Source organism: Homoserinibacter gongjuensis (genome assembly GCF_030161875.1).
GTDB lineage: Bacteria > Actinomycetota > Actinomycetes > Actinomycetales > Microbacteriaceae > Homoserinibacter > Homoserinibacter gongjuensis.
Genome location: NZ_BSVA01000001.1, coordinates 2,811,504 through 2,828,150, shown reverse-complemented (window position 1 = coordinate 2,828,150; position 16,647 = coordinate 2,811,504). Strand labels below are relative to the sequence as shown.

Sequence of the window (16,647 nt, the reverse complement as noted above, 5' to 3'; positions counted from 1 at the left end):
GGTGCAGGTCGAACCAGTCTACGCGTAGCGCGCGAGGCCTGCCGCTGCCCACTCCGCGACGGCTCGTCTGGCCTGCTCGGGAGCAACGACGCGCACCGTGCCCGGCATCCCCGCGATGAGCCGTTTGAGGCCGTGATAGTGCGACACCCGCAGGGTGGTGCGGATGCGATCGCCCACCTCGCTCGTGAGGGCGCCGTCGGGGATGTAGTCGGCGAGCAGGCCGATCACTTCCGGGGACGCCTCGATCGTGACCTCGAGATCTTCGGCTGACGGTTCGAACAGCGTGTCGGGCAGGTGCATCTCGGATGCGTCGTGCTCGATCGGGTCGTCGGTCACGACCATGTCGCTCATGCGGTCGAAACGGAAGGTGCGCAGCGCCTGACGCAGGTGGTCCCAGCCGCGCAGATACCAGTCGGCGTCGATCGACTCGACGCGCAGCGGATCGACGTCGCGCTCCTCACGCTCGCCGCGCGAGTTGAGGTAGGCGAAGCGCACGCGGCGCCCCTCGGCGACGGCGCGCTGCACGAGGCCGAGCACCTCGCCGTCGGGTCCGCCCGAGACCGCGAGCTGGCTCGGCGTCGCGGACGCGCCGCGCGAGAGCTTCTCGATGAGGGTGCGGATGCCGGCGCGATCGGCATTGCCGGGGAGCGCCTGCAGGTATTGGAGCCCCGCGATGAGGGCGGCCGCCTCGCGTGCCGAGAGGCGGGGCGCGTCGTCGATCGCGACGTGCTGCGTGATGGCGATCTCGTCGTCGGACTCGAAGGCGTCCCAGTCGATGTCGAAGAGATCGTCGTGCTGGTAGGTCGCGGTGGCGCCCGGCACGCCGCTCATGGCGACGAGCGACACCGAGGTGCGGATCTCGTCCTCGGTGACCCCGAAGTGGGCAGCGGCCTCCTGCACGGTCACCCGGTCGTGCTCAAGCAGCCAGGGAACGAGCGCGAGCAGGAACGCGAGCTTGTCGCGCGCCTGAGGCGCAGGCACCGAGCGCGCCGGTGCGCGGTGGCGCTTGTCAGCCATGGTCGGCCACCGTCCTCTGCAGTCGCTCGATGACGGCCGCGCGCAGCGCGGGCGGCTCGATGACGAGCACCTCGGGTCCGAAGCTCGCGAGCTCGTCGGCGAGGATCGCCAGGTCGACATAGTGCATGCGCAGGGTGCCCGGGGCGACCTCCTCGGTGCCGCGCCGATGCGCGAGGCGCTGGGCGGCATCCGAGCCCGCACGCACCTCGATATCGGCGATGCCGCGTTCCCACACCGCGTCGAGGTCGGCGAGCGACCGGGCCATGTGGTCGCCGGGTCGTTCGGGCGCGGGCTTGCCCGCCGAGATCTTGCCCACGATGCGGCGCAGCAGGAAGGTCTTGCCCTCCCCGGTGGCGAGCTCCTCGGCCGCGAGATGCCAGCGTCCCTCGTACTGCACGAGGGCGAGCGGGATCACCTCCCGCGTGCGAGCGCGCTCCTCCCCCGGCTTGAGGTAGTCGAAGCGCACGATCTGGTGGCGGTCGATCGCCTGAGTGAGCGGCTCGAAGGCGGCGTCGCGCAGCCGCAGCCGCGGCGCGTAGCCGAGCACCGGTTCGTTCGCGGCGATGCCGAGAGCGCGCAGCTTGACGAGCGCACGACGCGACTCGGCGCTCAGCGAGCCCTCACGCCACGCCATCGCGGCCAGACCCAGCAGCGCGATCTCGTCGGAGTCGAAGCGCACGTCGTCGGGCAGGTCGTATGCGCCCTTCGGGATGCGGTAGCGCAGGTTGTGGTTGTCGCCCGGTTCGCCGAGGGGCTCGATGGTCTCGAGCGGCACACCGAGTTCACGGATGTCGTCTTTGTCGCGCTCGAACTGCCGCTCGAGGTTGGCGTTGTCGCCGCCGCTGACGTAGCGCTGCGCGTAGCCGCGAACGCTTGAGAGGATCTCGGTCTTGGTGAGCCCCGATTCCGTCGCCAGGAGCGCGAGCACGAGGCTGAAGAGCCGGTCCTCGACGGGAACCGGCGCGGGTACGGGGTTCGCGTTCGTGGCTCGACCTACTTCGTGGAACCGGCGGGAGGCCGGATGCCGAGCACGTCGATCACGACGACCGTGGCATCCGAGCTGTCGCCGCTCGGCGGACGCACCGCGAGCAGCTGCGAGCCAACCGGAAGGCCGACGAGGTCGTCGAGCAGGGCCTGGGATAGCGCCTGCTCCCCTCGGCCGTCAGCGTGATGACCTGCGGATTGGTGTCCCAGGTGGAGGACTGCTGATCCGGGCCGGAGCCGTCGGCGGGCCACGTCCAGCTCGCGAGCTGGACGACGACCGCGTCGCCCTCGGCGAGCTTCGGGCCCGAGCCGAGCTTGATCGTGGAGGTGCGCGCGGCGTCGGGGATGTCGATCCCCGACGGGATCGTGATGCCGACCGTGCCATCCGGCGCAGTCACGACGACCGGCATGCCGTCGGCCGGCAGCTGGTTGATGCCGTTCGCCTGGCCGAGGTAGACACCGTGGACATCGAGCACGATCACGAGGGGACGCTCGAGGTCCTTCTCGGTCGCGTTGGGCCCCGCGAGGCCGCTGTCGCCGAGGCTCGCGGTGACGGCGATGCGCGAGCCGGGCTGGGCGCAGACCATCGCCTCGTACATGGCACCCCGCTCGTCGGCGCGGGTCGGGTGCGCGGTGCCGTCGAAGCTCGTCGCCTGCACGACGTCGCCCGTCTGGGCGTCGAGGAGCACGGCGTCGTAGTCGACCGTCATGCCTTTCTGAGCGACGAGGCCCGAGCCCGCCACGAGCACCGAGCGCTGCGCGTCGTCCACGACGAGCGGCGCGGGAACGTCGACGGTGGGCTTCGAACCGACCGCGCCCGTCGCCGACACGAGCTCCGAGGTCTCGCCCGAGGTGATGAGCGGCGTGCACGCGCTCGCGTCGTCGGGCGACGCCGCGCATCCCGCGAGCACCGCGGAGAGCATCGCGACGGTGGCGACGGAGCTGACAAGCGCGGAGGTACGGCGCACGATGCCTACTTTCCTGACAGACGGAGGGAGGGCCCCACGAGTCTACTGTTCCGGTGAGTCCGGTCCCGACCCCGCGGCGGGCGTGCCGCCCGTGGAGCGGTCGGCGAGCTGTTGGGCGTCGCGCACCACCCGCCGGATGCGCTTGTCGGTCTTATCACGCACGCCGAGCGCCCCCGGGGTCCAGAGCTCGACGTCCTCGTCGTCGTAGTCGGACTTGGAGGCGCGTCGCGCGGGCTTCGGCAGCACGGCGCCCGGCGCGAGCCGCCTGGCCGCGATGAGGAACGCGGTGTGCGCGACCATCCGATGATCGGGCCTCACCGCGAGTCCCTCGACGTGCCAGCCGCGCACGAGCGTCTCGGTCGAACTCGGCTCGGTGTAGAGGCCCGTGGCGCGGATGGCTTCTGCGACGCGCGAGAGCTGGGTCGCGGTCGCCACGTAGCAGATGAGCACACCGCCGGGCGCGAGCGCGTCGGAGACGACGTCGAGGCACTCCCAGGGCGCGAGCATGTCGAGCACGACGCGGTCGACCGAGCCCGCCTCGGCGGCATCCGGAAGCTCGTCCCCGAGGTCGCCGATGCCGATCGACCAGTTCGCCGGCGTCGAGCCGAGGAATGCCGTCACGTTGGCGCGGGCGACGTCGGCGAACTCCGGGCGGCGCTCGAACGACATGAGGCGCCCCGCATCCCCGATCGCTCGCAGCAGCCAGAGCGAGAGAGCACCCGAGCCGACACCGGCCTCGACGACCCGCGCGCCCGGGAAGATGTCGGCGATCGCGAGGATCTGCGCGGCATCCTTCGGGTAGATGATGGCCGCCCCGCGCGGCATCGACATCACGAAATCGGCGAGGAGCGGCCGCAGCGCCAGGTAGGCGTCTCCGTTCGAGGCGGTGACGACGGATCCGTCGGGTTGTCCGATGAGCGTGTCGTGCGCGAGCGTGCCGCGGTGGGTGTGGAACTGCTTGCCTGCCTCGAGCGTGATGGTGTGCAGCCGACCCTTGGGGCCGGTCAGTTGCACCCGGTCGCCCGCGGCGAAGGCGCTCATCGGGCAGTCTCCGCGGTGCGGCGAACGGTGTGGAGCTGCACGAGCCGCTCGAGCCCGACGCCCTCCAGCCCGGCGTCGAGCAGGGCGTAGGCGGGGCTCGCAGGCAGCGGGATGTGGAACGGCACGGCGAGAGTCGTCGCCCCCGAGGCGACCGCCGAGGCGACGCCCGGCTCGGAGTCCTCGATCGCGACGCACTCCTCGATCGCGACGTCGAGCAGCTCCGCGGCGCGGAGATAGGCATCCGGGTAGGGCTTCGGATGCTCGACCTCGTCACCCGCGACGGTCACGTCGAAGGCCGCTCCCCGAGCTCGTGCTCGAGGGCCCCGATGATCGTGTCGGCCATGCGCCGGATCGACATCGTCACGAGCGCCGTCGGGATGCCCGCCGCGCGCACCTCGGCGAGCAGCTCGCGCGCACCGGGGCGCCACGGCACGTGCTCGTCGATCTGCTCGAGCACCCGATCTGTGAGCGTGTCGATGATCTGCTGGGGGTCGAGGTCGACGCCGCGCGAGCGGAACACGAGCGCCGAGCTCCACAGCCCCTGGCCCACGAGCTCGAGGCCGTCCTCGTGCGTCCAGTGGCCGCCCCACGCCGCCACGAGCTCCTGCTCGGCGACGAGCCAGTACGGTTCGGTGTCGACGAGGGTGCCGTCCATGTCCCACAGCACGGCTGCGGGAACGGATGCGGGGGCCGAAGTGCTCACGACCGGCAAGTCTACGGGCGAGGTCGTATTCTCGGATCTGACGCCCAGGCGGGCGGAGAGGCGGATTGGTGCAGGCAGCGGACGACTGGAGCTCAGGCGGCGCGACGCTCGTCGTGGCCTTCGAGGGCTGGAACGACGCGGGCGAGGCGGCCTCGACCGCTGTGCGCGCCCTCCGCGACCAGCTCGGCCTCGTGCCCCTGGCCGAGGTCGAGCCTGAGGACTACTTCGACTACCAGTTCAACCGCCCGATCTCGGCGCTCGACGAGAAGGGCGAGCGCGTCATCACCTGGCCGAGCGTCGTGCTGTCGGGGCCGCTCGACGGCGGCGACGGCGTGCACGTCCTGCTCGGCACCGAGCCCTCTCGCGGCTGGAAGACCTTCACCGAGGAGGTGCTCGACGCCGTCTCGGTCGCGGGCATCGAGCGCATCGTGTTCCTCGGCGCCATGCTCGCCGACGTGCCGCACACACGGCCCATCGCCGTCTTCGCCTCGAGCGAGAACTCCGCGGTGCGCGAGCGCTTCGATCTCGAGCGCTCGAGCTACGAGGGTCCCGTCGGCATCATCTCGGTGCTCGGGGATGCCGCTGAGCGCGCCGGGATCCCTACCGTGTCGATCTGGGCCTCCGTGCCGCACTACGTGCACAACGCGCCCTCCCCGAAGGCCACGCTCGCCCTCATCCAGAAGCTCGAGGACTTCATCGACGCACGGATCGACCGCGGCTCGCTCGTGGAAGACGCGGCCGCCTGGGAGCGCGGGATCGACGAGCTCGCGAGCGACGACGACGACATGACGGCCTACATCGAGCAGCTCGAACAGGCCCGCGACACGGTCGACTCCCCCGAGGCCTCGGGCGAGGCGATCGCCGAGGAGTTCGAGAAGTACCTGCGCAAGCGCGACGACGACCAGCCGCCGACCCCGTAACACGGCTCAGCGGGTTGAGAAGCGGCGCAGCCGCATCTGCGCACACTCAGCGGGTTGAGGAGCGGCGCAGCCGCGTCTCGAAACCGGCGTCGTGCGGTGGCTGGTTTCGAGACGCCCGCTGCGCGGGCTCCTCAACCACCCGGCGGTGCTAGCTGGGTCGGCCCCTCAACCCCCCGGCTCTACGCGGTGAGCACGCCCGTCGACAGCAGAGCGATGAGCACGCCGCCCAGTAGGATTCGGTACACCACGAACGGCAGGAACGTGCGCGTCTCCAGGTAGCGCATGAGGAACGCGATGACGGCGTAGCCCACGACGAACGCCACCACGGTCGCCGCGATCGTGGGGCCGAGGCCGTAGCCCGCACCGCATCCAGCGTCCACGCCCGGCTCGCACGTGAAGGCCGTGTAGGTCTCGTAGAGCCCGGAGCCGAACACGGCGGGGACCGCGAGCAGGAACGCGAATCGCGCCGCAGCCGGACGCGTGTACCCGAGCGCGAGGCCCGCGCTGATCGACGCTCCCGAGCGGCTCACGCCCGGGATGAGGGCGAGCATCTGTGCGAGCCCGATGAGGATGCCGTCGCGGTAGCTCATGGCCTCGATAGGCTTCGTGCGGCGGCCCAGCCAGTCGGCGAGCCAGAGCAGCAGGCCGAAGACGATGAGCACGATCGCGACGATCCAGAGTGAGCGCAGCGCCGTGCGGATGGTGTCCTGCAGGAAGAACCCGACGAGCACGATCGGCACGGTGCCGATGATGATGAGCCAGCCGAGCCGCACATCCGGGTCGCCCTTCTGCACGCCCGTGGACCGCTTGCCCCCGCCCCCGCCGAAGGAGCGGAACCACTTGCCGATGATGCGGGTGATGTCCTTCCAGAAGTAGATGAGCACCGCGGTCTCGGTGCCGAGCTGCGTGATCGCCGTGAACGTCGCCCCGGGGTCGCCCCAGCCCACGAGGTCGCCGAAGATGCGCAGGTGCGCGCTCGACGAGATCGGCAGGAACTCGGTGAGGCCCTGGATGAGACCCAGGATGATCGCTTCGAGGAAATCCACCGGCTGATTCTGTCAGGCCTCGAGCAGGAAATCGGTGAGCACCGCACGCCCGAACGCCAAGGCCTCGAGCGGCACGCGCTCGTCGACGCCGTGGAACATGGCCGGGAAGTCGAGCTCCGGCCCGAGCCGCAGGGGCGCGAAGCCGTAGCCGGCGATGCCGAGCTCGCTGAGCGCCTTGTTGTCGGTGCCGCCCGAGAGCAGATACGGCAGTACCTCGGCATCCGGGTCGTGCCGCTTCAGCGCGCCGACCATCCGCTCGACGAGATCGCCCGAGAACGGGTTCTCGAGACCGACGTCGAGGTGCACGATCTCGACCTCGACATCCGGGCCCGCGAGCTCACGCAGCGTGGCGAGTGCCTCCTGCTCCTGCCCCGCGAAGGGACGCACGTCGACGAGAGCCTCCGCGCGATCCGGGATCACATTGTGCTTGTAGCCCGCCTCGAGCAGGGTCGGATTCGACGTCGTGCGCACGGTGCCACGCAGGAAACCCGCGGCGATGCCGGTGCGCTCGATGAGGGCGACGGGGTCATCGTCGTCGACCTCGAGGATCCGCCGGATGCCGTCGAGCATCGCGCGGGTCGTCGGGCCGAGCTGCACGGGCCACTCGTGCCGGCCGATCCGCACGATGGCCTCGGCGAGCTTCGTGATCGCGTTGTCGCGGATGACGCGCGAGCCGTGGGCGGCAGTGCCGTGTGCGAGGAGGCGCACCCAGAGCAGCGCCTTCTCGCCCGTCTGCAACAGGTACGCGCGTCGGCCGGCGAGTTCGACCGAGTAGCCACCGACCTCGCTGATGGCCTCCGTAGCGCCCGCGAACAGCTCCGGATGCGCGCGCACGAGATGCTGCGAGCCGAAGGTGCCGCCGTTCTCCTCGTCGGAGAAGAACGCCACGACGAGGTCGCGCGCCGGGCGTCGACCCGAGCGCAGAATGTCGCCGAGGCTCGTGAGGATCATGGCGTCCATGTCCTTCATGTCGACGGCTCCGCGCCCCCACAGCATCCCGTCGCGGATCTCGCCCGCGAAGGGGTCGACGCTCCAGTTCGCGGGGTCGGCGGGCACGACATCGAGGTGCCCGTGCACGACAAGCGCGGGGCGCGTGGGGTCGGCACCCTCGACGCGGGCGACGACGCTCGTGCGGCGCTCCGCGGCGTCGTAGAGGCGCGGTTCGAGACCGAGGGCGCGCAGTTCGGCCTCGACATACGCTGCCGCCTCCGCCTCGCCCTTCGCGCGGCCCTCACCCCAGTTCGTGGTGTCGAAACGGATGAGGTCGCGGGCGATGCGGGCGGTGTCTTCGAGGGCGCCGTCCATGCCCTCACGCTACCCGTCGGATCGGTTCGTGAGGGGGTCGGGAAGCGTGCTAGGGTCTATCTCCGGTCCTCCTGTGAGGATCGACACTCGCGCGGGTGGCGGAATTGGCAGACGCGCTAGCTTGAGGTGCTAGTGCCCGTATAGGGCGTGGGGGTTCAAGTCCCCCTCGCGCACGTGAGTGACAGCCCCTGACCGGGAGTTCCGGGTCAGGGGCTGTCGTGTTCGTGGCGGACGGCGCGTCTGACCCTGGCGATCAGGCGTAGCCGAACTGCTTGCGCGTGAGAGCGTCGAAGGCGCGGTCCGGAAGCAGGGTCGCGAGCGCGACGGCGATGTTCGATCCCCGTCCGACCCGGTAGCGCGTGCGCGGGCGGGGTGCCAGCGCGGCCTTCGCGATGACCGCGGCCACCGCATCCGGGCTCGTGAACTGCCGGGCAAGGGCCGGGTTGGCGAAGTAGCGGCGAAGTGCGGCGGCCATCGATGCATAAGGTCCCCGCGCGGAGGCGTGCTCGAGACGGCGCATCGCCTGGTCGTGCCAATCGGTGGCCACGTAACTCGGCTGCACGATGCTGACCTCGATGCCGAACTGGCCGACCTCCCCGCGCAGCGAGTCGGAGAGCGCCTCGAGCGCGAACTTGGAGGCGTGATACCAGCCGCCGAGCGGGGAGGCGAACTCGCCCGCGAGCGAGGAGACGTTGACGATGCGCCCCCGCTGGGCGGCGCGCATGCCGGGCAGCACCGCCTGGATGAGTCCGACCGCGCCGAGCACGTTCACCTCGAGCTGTTGGCGGGCATCGGCGAGCGTGGTCTCTTCCACGCTGCCGAACTCGCCGTAGCCGGCGCAGTTGACGAGCACGTCGATGCTGCCCGCGGCGTCGGTGACCGTGGCCACGGCCTCGCGGATCGAGGCGTCGACGGTGAGGTCGAGCGACACGGGGTGCACTCCCCGAGCTCGGCGATCGCGCTCGTGGTGCGCGCTGCGCCGAAGACGGTCGCTCCGCGGGAGGCGAGCAGGGCGGCGGTGCGGGCGCCGATACCCGACGACGCGCCAGTGATGAGGATGGTGGTCATGAGGACTCCGATCTGTGAATGCCGTTCACAGAGAGGCACGCTACAGTGAACGTCATGCACAGTCAAGACGATCGCGCCCTGCGTCGCTTGTGGGGCCTCGACGCCGCCCCGGCGCACGGACCAAAGGCCCGCTGGAGTCTCGAGGCGCTCGCCGCGGCGGCCGTCGAGCTCGCCGACGAGGACGGCATCGACGGGCTCTCCCTCGCGCGGGTCGCCACCCGACTGGGCATGACCACGACGGGGACATACCGCTACGTCGGCTCGAAGGCGGAGCTCGTCGAGCTCATGGTGGATGTCGCGATCGGCGACCCCCGCCGCTCGACGGGGACGACTGGCGGGCGCGCTGCCGTTCGTGGATCGCGGCGCTCGCCGACCGGTACGCACGGCATCCGTGGCTGTCTGATGTGCGACCGACCCGGATGCCCACGCAACCGCGGGCGTACGCGTGGATCGACGCGCTCGTTGCGACCCTCTCCGACGAGCCGCAGATCGAGGCCATGCGGCTCGCGCTGCTGCTCGACGGCCTCGTGCGCAGCTACGCATCGCTCGAGAGGAGCCTGCGCGCATCCGAGCCGGTGCCCTGGCTGGATGCGGCGGTGGCGACGCGCTTTCCCCGCCTGGCCGGTGCCGCGCAGCAGGATGTCTCCGACGCGCGGCTCGAGCTGGAGTTCGCGGTCGACGCGGTGCTGCGCGGCGTCGGCTGACCGACGCGCCGGGGGTACGCGCGGGGGTAGGTGGACAGGTCTGCCCCAGGAAACGGGGTACGCGACGCGCCGCTCATGGGTGACGTTCTGCGGATCGCGGACGTAGCATCCGAACACGATGAAACCCGGTCCCGTGCGCATGAAGGGTGTGCTGACGACCTGGAACGACGAGCGAGGATTCGGCTTCGTCGCCCCGGCCGTCGGTGGCCCCGACGTGTTCGCGCACATCTCGGCGTTTCCTGAAGGGTCGCCGCGCCCCGTCGTCGGCGACGAGGTGGGATACGAGCTCGAGTTCTCGGCGGAGGGTAAGCCGCGCGCCGCGCACGCGAACCTCACCTCGCCCTCGGCGCTGCGCCGGCGGCTCCCCGAACCCGCGTCGCCCGTACTGCATCCGCGCCTCACGCCCACGCCGCGGGCGAGCCGGCTCGGCTATCTCGCGGTGGTGGGGTTCGTCGGCATCGCCTTCGTGGTGGCGCTCATCCGTCCGATCCCGTCCTGGGTGTGGGTGCTCTATGTGGGCATGTCGTTCGCGACCTTCGTGGCCTACGCGCTCGACAAGCACGCGGCCGAGACCGCCGGATGGCGACTCAGCGAGGGATCTCTGCTCGCCATGGGACTCGCCTGCGGGTGGCCGGGGGCGATCGTCGCCCAGCAGGTGATGCGGCACAAGACCCTCAAGATGAGCTTCCAGGTGGTGTTCTGGGTCACGGTCGTGGTGAACGTCGTGGCGTTCGTCGTGTTCAGTTGGGTGGCGACGCTGTCCCTGGCCTGACCTCGGCCGGCTGAGGTCGCGGGCATGCGGGGCCCCTGGTCGGCGTCGGTGCGGCGACGTATCATCGAACGCATGTTCGAGACGGCACGCGCGGAGGAGATCCGGCAGCTGCAGGACCGCATCCGCGGCATGCAGCGCACCCGGCTCGCCGACCGCACCCTGCCGACCTCGCAGGCGCTCGCGGGGGTGCTTCCGGGTGGCGCGCTCGCGGCAGGCGGCAGCTACGTCGTCGAGGGCTCGACCGCTCTCGCGCTCGAGCTGCTGCGGGAGCCGAGCCGGGCGGGTGCATGGTGCGCGATCGTGGGGGTTCCGGATCTCGGGGTCGAGGCGGCGGCCGCGGCGGGCATCGATCTCGAACGTCTCGTGCTCGTTCCGCATCCCGCCGAGCAGTGGTTCGCCGTGGTGTCGGCACTCGTCGACGCCGTCGCGGTCGTGCTCGTGCAGCCCCCGGTGCGCGCCCGGGTCGGCGAGGCGGCCGCGAGTCGGCTTGCGGCGCGGCTGCGGCAGCGCGAGGGGGTGCTCGTGTCGACCCGCAGCTGGCCGCACGCGCACGCACGTCTCGCAGTGACCGAGAGCGACTGGGCGGGCATCGGCGCGGGGTTCGGGCATCTCGCCGCGCGTCAGGTGACGGTCGCATCGAGTTCGCCCGCGTGGCAGGGGCGCACCCGCTCGCGGCGACTGTGGCTTCCGGATGCGACGGGCACGGTCTCCCCCGTCGTCGCGCGCTCCGAGGAGCACGTCGAGGGCCGCCTCGAGGAGGGCGCCCTGCGCGCCCTCGGGTGATCCGCCTAGGGTTGACTGCCATGCGGTACCGCTTCGCCTCCGAGCTGCGGCGCTGGCAGGCCCGCGTGCACGACGAGTGGTACTTCGTCGAGCTTCCGGACGACGCCTCGGCCGAGATCCACGAGTGGGCGGATGCGCTCCCCGGGCCGGATTCGGCGCGGTCAAGGTCGCGGCGCGCGTCGGCGGCACGAGCTGGTCGACCTCGATCTTCCCCGGGGCCTCGGGTCGCTACAGTCTCGTGATCGGTGCGCGGGTGCGTCGAGCGGAGGGTGTCGAGCCCGGCGACGTGGTCGAGGCGGAGGTCGAACTCGTCGGCTGACGAGTTGACTCATTCGAACAGGTGTTCGAGAATAGGGCATGCCCTCGCCCGCTCCCCGCCTGCTCGTGCTGCACGTTCCCGACTGGGCCGTGCGGGCGCAGGCGCGTGAGCATCGGGTGCCCGACGGCGCGCCCGTCGCGCTCATCGCCGCGGGCCGGGTCGTGGCCTGCACCGCGGCGGCCCGTGCCGCGGGCGTGCGCCTCGACATGCGTCAGCGCGAGGCGCAGGCGCGGTGCCCCGGGCTCCGCATCGAGCGGGAGGATCCGGCGATCGCCGCGCGCAGCTTCGAGCCTGTGCTCGCCGCCCTCGAGCAGGCGCTGCCGGGGTGGCATCCGCTCTCTCCCGGCACGGCCGCGATCCGCGCGCGCGGGCCGGCCCGCTACTACGGCGGCGAACTCGCGGCGGCCCGCACGGTCGTCGGGCTCGCGGCGTCGCACGGTGCGTCCGGCGCGCGGGTGGGAGTCGCCGAGGGGCTCTTCGCGGCCGAGCTCGCGGCACGCGCCGGGGAGGTGAGCGGAGACGGTGCCCGCGCGGATGTGCGCATCGTGCCCCCGGGCGGGACCCCCGCCTTCCTCGCCCCCTGCCCGTGGCATCCCTCGGTGATGCCGAGCTCGCGTCGCTGCTTCCGCGCCTCGGCATCCGCACGCTCGGCGAGTTCACGCGGCTCACCGAGCCAGACGTCGCGGCGCGCTTCGGCCCGCTCGGGGCGCGTCTGCACGCCCTGGCGCGTGGGCGCGATCCGCGACCGGCGACCCCCGCATCCCCCGCGCGACATCGACGCGATCGTCGACTTCGAACCCGCCGTCGAGCGCGTCGACGAGGTCGCCTTCGGGGTACGGGCGGCGTGCGACGATTTCGTGCGCGCCCTGCTCGGCGAGCGACTCGTCTGCACGGCGTTGCGGGTCGAGCTCGTGGGGGAACGCGGCGAGGTCGACGAACGCGTGTGGCTGCATCCGCGGTCGTTCTCCGCGGCGGAGGTCGTCGACCGGGTGCGCTGGCAGCTGCAGGCCACCGAGGCGTTGCGCTCGCCCGTCGTGCGGGTGCGGGTGAGCCCCGAGGCTGTCGACCCCGTGCACGTCCACGAGTCGGGGCTGTGGGGCACCGGCCCCGACGAACGCGTGCACTCGGTGCTCTCGCGTGTGCAAGGCATGGTGGGGCATCGCGGGGTGCTCACCCCGCAACTCGCGGGCGGGCGACGCCCCGCCGACCGGCAGACGCTCGTGCCGTGGGGCGATCGCGTGGACGGCGCGGGCAGCGCAGCGAACCGGACGGTGCGGGAACGTACGCGGCCATGGCCGGGTGCACTGCCCGATCCGCCCCCCGCGACCGTCTACGAGATGCCGCGGCCGCTGCATGTCGAGGATGCGCGGGGTCGGCCCGTCACGATCGACGAGCGGGGCCGGGTGAGCGCCGCCCCCGCCGTCATCGTGTCGCAGACCGGCACTCGGCGCGACCTCACGGCGTGGGCCGGTCCCTGGCCGCTCGAGGAGCGCTGGTGGGACCCGGCCTCGGCGCGCGCGGTGCACCGCCTGCAGGCGGTGGATGCGAGCGGATGCGCGTGGCTGCTCGTGCGGGATGCCGAGGGCTGGTGGGCCGAGGGGCGGTACGACTGATGGGCTGGAACAACCCGCCCATCCCCTGGGCCGAACTCGAGCGCACCCTGTCGGGGCGTCGCCCCGACGACGCGCGCGACGGCGGCGACGGCCCCGCGTTCTCACGCAAGCGCGGCCCGTACCTGCCGCCCGTCGAGCTCGTGCGCGACCCGGAGGCTCTCCCCTACGCCGAACTGCACGCCCACTCGAGCTTCAGCTTCCTCGACGGCGCCTCCTCCCCGAGGAGCTGCTCGAGGAGGCCGAACGCCTCGGGCTCTCGGCCCTCGCGCTCGTGGACCACGACACCTTCGCGGGGCTCGTGCGCTTCGCCGAGGCGGCCGAGAGCTCGAGCGTCGCGACGGTCTTCGGCGCCGAGCTCTCGCTCGGGCTCTCCGGCCCGCAGAACGGTGAGCCCGACCCCGAGGGCGAGCACCTCGTCGTGCTCGCGCGTGGCCTCGAGGGCTACCACCGGCTCTCGCACGCGATGACCGAGGCGAACCTGCGCGGAGGCGAGAAGGGCCGCCCGGTGTACGACCTCGACGAGCTTGCGGAGCTCGGCGAGGGGCAGCATCTCGCGGTGCTCACGGGATGCCGCAAAGGGGCCGTGCGGCGCGCCCTCGAGCGGGAGGGTGCGGATGCCGCGGGTCGCGCCCTCGACGGGCTCGTCGCGTTGTTCGGGCGCGACGCGGTGCATGTCGAGCTCATCGACCACGGCGACCCCCTCGACACCGATCGCAACGACGCCCTCGCGGCTCTGGCATCCGCGCGGGGGCTTCCCGTGCTCGCGACCGGCAACGTGCACTACGCGAGTCCCGACCGGCGGCACCTCGCCGCCGCCGTCGCCGCGGTGCGGGCACGCCGCAGCCTCGATGAGCTCGACGGCTGGCTGCCGGCGACGGGCGGGGCGCACCTGCGCTCGGGCCGGGAGATGCGTGAGCGCTTCGCGCGCTACCCCGGCGCGATCGAGCACGGGCTCGAGCTCGCGGCCCAGCTCGCCTTCCCGCTCAAGCGCGCCAAGCCCGCCCTGCCGAAGCAGGAGGTGCCCGCGGGGCACACCCCCATGTCGTACCTGCGCGAGCTCGTGTGGGCCGCCGTGCCGACGCGCTACCCCGAGCTCGCCGAAGCCGACCGGCGGCGCATCGAGGCCGAGCTCGAGGTCATCGAGAAGAAGGACTTCCCCGGCTACTTCCTCATCGTGCACGACATCGTGGCCTTCGCCCGCAGCCGCGGCATCCTGTGCCAGGGCCGCGGCTCGGCCGCCAACTCCGCGGTCTGCTACCTGCTGAACATCACGGCCGTCGACGCGATCGCCTACCGCCTGCCGTTCGAGCGCTTCCTCTCGAGCCTGCGCGACGAGGAGCCCGACATCGACGTCGACTTCGACTCCGACCGCCGCGAGGAGGTCATCCAGTGGGTCTACGAGCGCTACGGGCGTCGCAACGCCGCGCAGGTGGCCAACGTCATCCAGTACCGGCCGAAGAACGCCGTGCGCGACATGGCGAAGGCCCTCGGCTACAGCCCCGGCCAGCAGGACGCATGGTCGAAGCAGGTCGACGCGCACGCGTGGAACCTCGAGGCGGATGCCGTGGCCGACTCCGACATCCCGCGTCCCGTGCTCGAGCTCGCCGGCGAGCTGCTCAAGGCCCCGCGGCATCTCGGCATCCACTCGGGTGGCATGGTGCTCACCGATCGGCCCGTCGGCGAGGTCGTGCCGATCGAGCACGCGCGCATGGAGAACCGCACCGTCATCCAGTGGGACAAGGACGACGCCGCCTGGATGGGGCTCGTCAAGTTCGACCTGCTGGGGCTCGGCATGCTCGCAGCTCTGCAGCACTGCTTCGACCTCATCCGGGAGTCGACCGGCGAGCACTGGGAGCTCGCGACGATCCCCAAGGAGGAGCCCGCGGTCTACGACATGCTGTGCCGCGCCGATTCGATCGGGGTGTTCCAGGTGGAATCGCGCGCCCAGATGGGGCTGCTGCCGCGCCTGCAGCCGAGAAGCTTCTACGACCTCGTCGTGCAGATCGCGCTCGTGCGCCCCGGTCCCATCCAGGGTGGGGCCGTGCACCCCTTCGTGCGCCGCAAGCTCGGCAAGGAGCCGATCGTCTACGCGCACCCGAAGCTCGTGCCCGTGCTCGAACGCACTCTCGGGGTGCCGGTGTTCCAGGAGCAGCTCATGCAGATGGCGATGGCCGTCGGCGAATGCTCGGGCGAGGATGCCGATCTGCTGCGGCGGGCCATGGGGTCCAAGCGCGGGCTCGAGCGCATCGACAGGCTGCGCGAGAAACTCTACGAGGGCATGGCCTCGAACGGGCTCACGGGGACGGCCGCCGATCAGATCTACGCGCAGATCCAGGCCTTCGCCAACTTCGGGTTCGCCGAGAGCCACTCCCTGAGCTTCGCGCTGCTGGTCTACGCGAGCTCATGGATCAAGCTGCACTACCCCGCCGCGTTCCTCGCGGGGCTGCTCCGCGCGCAGCCCATGGGGTTCTACTCCCCCGCCTCGCTCGCCGCGGATGCCCGACGGCACGGGGTGCGCGTGCTGCGTCCCGACATCCTGCGTTCCGGGGCGGATGCCGGGCTCGAGCCGCTCGAGGAGGGTGCGGTGCCTGCACCGACGGGTCGCGAGACGTGCCGCGATCGGCGGCAGCCGCATCCGGGTGACTTCGACCCGGCCGCCCCCGACCTCACGCGCGAGCACCGCCGCGACGGCGGTTCGGCCGTGCGGCTCGGGCTCGCCGCGGTGCGGGGCATCGGCATGCCGCTCGCGAAGCGCATCGTGGCCGCGCGCGAGACGGAGGGGCGTTCCGCAGCATGGAGGATCTCGTGCGTCGTGTGGGCCTCACGACCGCTCAGCTCGAGGCGCTCGCCACCGCGGGAGCCTTCGAGCCCTTCGGGCTCGCCACGCGCGAGGCGCTGTGGCGAGCGGGCGCGGCGGCCGAGGACCGCGCGGAGTACCTGGCCGGCACGGTCGTGGCGGTGCAGCCGCCCCTGTTCTCCGACCCGACCGCCTTCGAGACCCTCTCGGCCGACCTCTGGGCCACCGGCATCTCGCCCGACGACCACCCCGTGCGCCACCTGCGTCCGGGCCTCTCCGGGCGCGGGGTGTTGAGCGCCGAGCAGCTGCGGACGGCCGAGTCGGGGCGCCGCATCGAGGTCGCCGGGCTCGTGACGCACCGGCAGCGACCGGCCACGGCATCCGGCATCACCTTCATGAACCTCGAAGACGAGACGGGCCTCGTCAACGTCATCTGCGGGGCCGGGTTCTGGGCGAGACACCGCCGCGTGGCGCGCGACGAGCCCGCCGTGATCGTGCGCGGCATCCTGGAGCGCTCGACCGAGGGGGTCGTCAACGTGCTCGCGGATGCGATCGAGCCGCTACGTGCGGGCGTCGCGCACCGCTCGCGCGACTTCCGGTGACGTGC

The 16,647-nt window shown here is 71.9% G+C and carries 14 protein-coding genes, 1 tRNA gene and 3 pseudogenes; 9 read left to right on the top strand and 9 right to left on the bottom strand.

Annotated elements, in window-relative coordinates; all coding sequences use genetic code 11:
- Positions 1 to 18: 18 nt before the first annotated feature.
- From QQK29_RS15165 to QQK29_RS15140, 6 genes are all read right to left on the bottom strand, one after another.
- Positions 19 to 1,017: a helix-turn-helix transcriptional regulator gene (locus tag QQK29_RS15165; protein WP_284301470.1), complete on the bottom strand. Its 999-nt coding sequence runs from the start codon at positions 1,015 to 1,017 to the stop codon at positions 19 to 21.
- Entirely contained in the window at positions 1,010 to 1,945 is a 936-nt protein-coding gene (locus tag QQK29_RS15160; RefSeq protein WP_284301468.1) for a helix-turn-helix transcriptional regulator, read from the bottom strand. Before QQK29_RS15160 ends, QQK29_RS15165 begins: the two co-directional genes overlap by 8 nt.
- Positions 1,946 to 2,054: 109 nt before the next feature.
- The gene (locus QQK29_RS15155) at positions 2,055 to 2,969 is read right to left on the bottom strand and encodes a hypothetical protein (RefSeq protein ID WP_284301465.1); all 915 of its coding nucleotides are present in this window, start codon (positions 2,967 to 2,969) and stop codon (positions 2,055 to 2,057) included.
- 42 nt (positions 2,970 to 3,011) lie between these two features.
- Positions 3,012 to 4,010, bottom strand: a complete 999-nt coding sequence (locus QQK29_RS15150; protein WP_284301463.1) for a tRNA (adenine-N1)-methyltransferase — start codon at positions 4,008 to 4,010, stop codon at positions 3,012 to 3,014.
- The gene (locus QQK29_RS15145) at positions 4,007 to 4,297 is read right to left on the bottom strand and encodes an HAD family hydrolase (protein ID WP_284301461.1); all 291 of its coding nucleotides are present in this window, start codon (positions 4,295 to 4,297) and stop codon (positions 4,007 to 4,009) included. The genes QQK29_RS15150 and QQK29_RS15145 overlap by 4 nt, the downstream gene beginning before the upstream one ends.
- Positions 4,294 to 4,713: an HAD family hydrolase gene (locus QQK29_RS15140; RefSeq protein ID WP_284301458.1), complete on the bottom strand. Its 420-nt coding sequence runs from the start codon at positions 4,711 to 4,713 to the stop codon at positions 4,294 to 4,296. The genes QQK29_RS15145 and QQK29_RS15140 overlap by 4 nt, the downstream gene beginning before the upstream one ends.
- A gap of 68 nt (positions 4,714 to 4,781) precedes the next feature.
- On the opposite strand from QQK29_RS15140, the gene QQK29_RS15135 reads away from it, so the two are divergent.
- Entirely contained in the window at positions 4,782 to 5,633 is an 852-nt protein-coding gene (locus QQK29_RS15135) for a PAC2 family protein (RefSeq protein WP_284301456.1), read from the top strand.
- 179 nt (positions 5,634 to 5,812) lie between these two features.
- Here the strand turns inward: QQK29_RS15135 and QQK29_RS15130 are convergent, their stop codons facing one another.
- Both QQK29_RS15130 and QQK29_RS15125 read right to left on the bottom strand, forming a co-directional pair.
- Positions 5,813 to 6,679, bottom strand: a complete 867-nt coding sequence (locus QQK29_RS15130) for an undecaprenyl-diphosphate phosphatase (protein WP_284301454.1) — start codon at positions 6,677 to 6,679, stop codon at positions 5,813 to 5,815.
- A 12-nt stretch (positions 6,680 to 6,691) separates the two neighbouring features.
- The gene (locus tag QQK29_RS15125; RefSeq protein ID WP_284301452.1) at positions 6,692 to 7,984 is read right to left on the bottom strand and encodes a M20/M25/M40 family metallo-hydrolase; all 1,293 of its coding nucleotides are present in this window, start codon (positions 7,982 to 7,984) and stop codon (positions 6,692 to 6,694) included.
- Positions 7,985 to 8,072: 88 nt separating this feature from the next.
- Between QQK29_RS15125 and QQK29_RS15120 the strand changes: the two genes are divergently transcribed.
- Positions 8,073 to 8,158 (top strand) — tRNA-Leu (locus QQK29_RS15120).
- Between the two features lie 79 nt (positions 8,159 to 8,237).
- Here the strand turns inward: QQK29_RS15120 and QQK29_RS15115 are convergent.
- Positions 8,238 to 8,942, bottom strand: a pseudogene (locus QQK29_RS15115) (SDR family NAD(P)-dependent oxidoreductase); the annotation flags it as partial.
- Positions 8,943 to 9,070: 128 nt separating this feature from the next.
- Here QQK29_RS15115 and QQK29_RS18795 point away from each other — a divergent pair.
- The 7 genes and pseudogenes from QQK29_RS18795 to QQK29_RS15085 all read left to right on the top strand — a co-directional run.
- Positions 9,071 to 9,322, top strand: a pseudogene (locus QQK29_RS18795) (TetR family transcriptional regulator); the annotation flags it as partial.
- A gap of 149 nt (positions 9,323 to 9,471) precedes the next feature.
- A complete protein-coding gene (locus QQK29_RS15110) occupies positions 9,472 to 9,756 on the top strand; it encodes a hypothetical protein (protein WP_284301450.1) in 285 nt (94 codons plus the stop codon).
- Between the two features lie 118 nt (positions 9,757 to 9,874).
- Positions 9,875 to 10,528, top strand: coding sequence for a cold shock and DUF1294 domain-containing protein (locus QQK29_RS15105; RefSeq protein WP_284301447.1), 654 nt, complete (start codon positions 9,875 to 9,877; stop codon positions 10,526 to 10,528).
- A gap of 72 nt (positions 10,529 to 10,600) precedes the next feature.
- Positions 10,601 to 11,311 carry a hypothetical protein gene (locus QQK29_RS15100; protein ID WP_284301445.1) on the top strand — a complete coding sequence of 237 codons (711 nt, stop codon included), beginning with the start codon at positions 10,601 to 10,603 and terminating at the stop codon, positions 11,309 to 11,311.
- 124 nt (positions 11,312 to 11,435) lie between these two features.
- On the top strand, positions 11,436 to 11,630 hold the full coding sequence (locus QQK29_RS15095; protein ID WP_284301443.1) for a DUF1905 domain-containing protein: 195 nt from the start codon (positions 11,436 to 11,438) through the stop codon (positions 11,628 to 11,630).
- Between the two features lie 38 nt (positions 11,631 to 11,668).
- Positions 11,669 to 13,243 carry a Y-family DNA polymerase gene (locus QQK29_RS15090; RefSeq protein ID WP_348533885.1) on the top strand — a complete coding sequence of 525 codons (1,575 nt, stop codon included), beginning with the start codon at positions 11,669 to 11,671 and terminating at the stop codon, positions 13,241 to 13,243.
- A pseudogene (locus QQK29_RS15085) lies at positions 13,243 to 16,642 on the top strand (error-prone DNA polymerase). The gene QQK29_RS15090 and the pseudogene QQK29_RS15085 overlap by 1 nt, the downstream one beginning before the upstream one ends.
- Positions 16,643 to 16,647 lie beyond the last annotated feature (5 nt).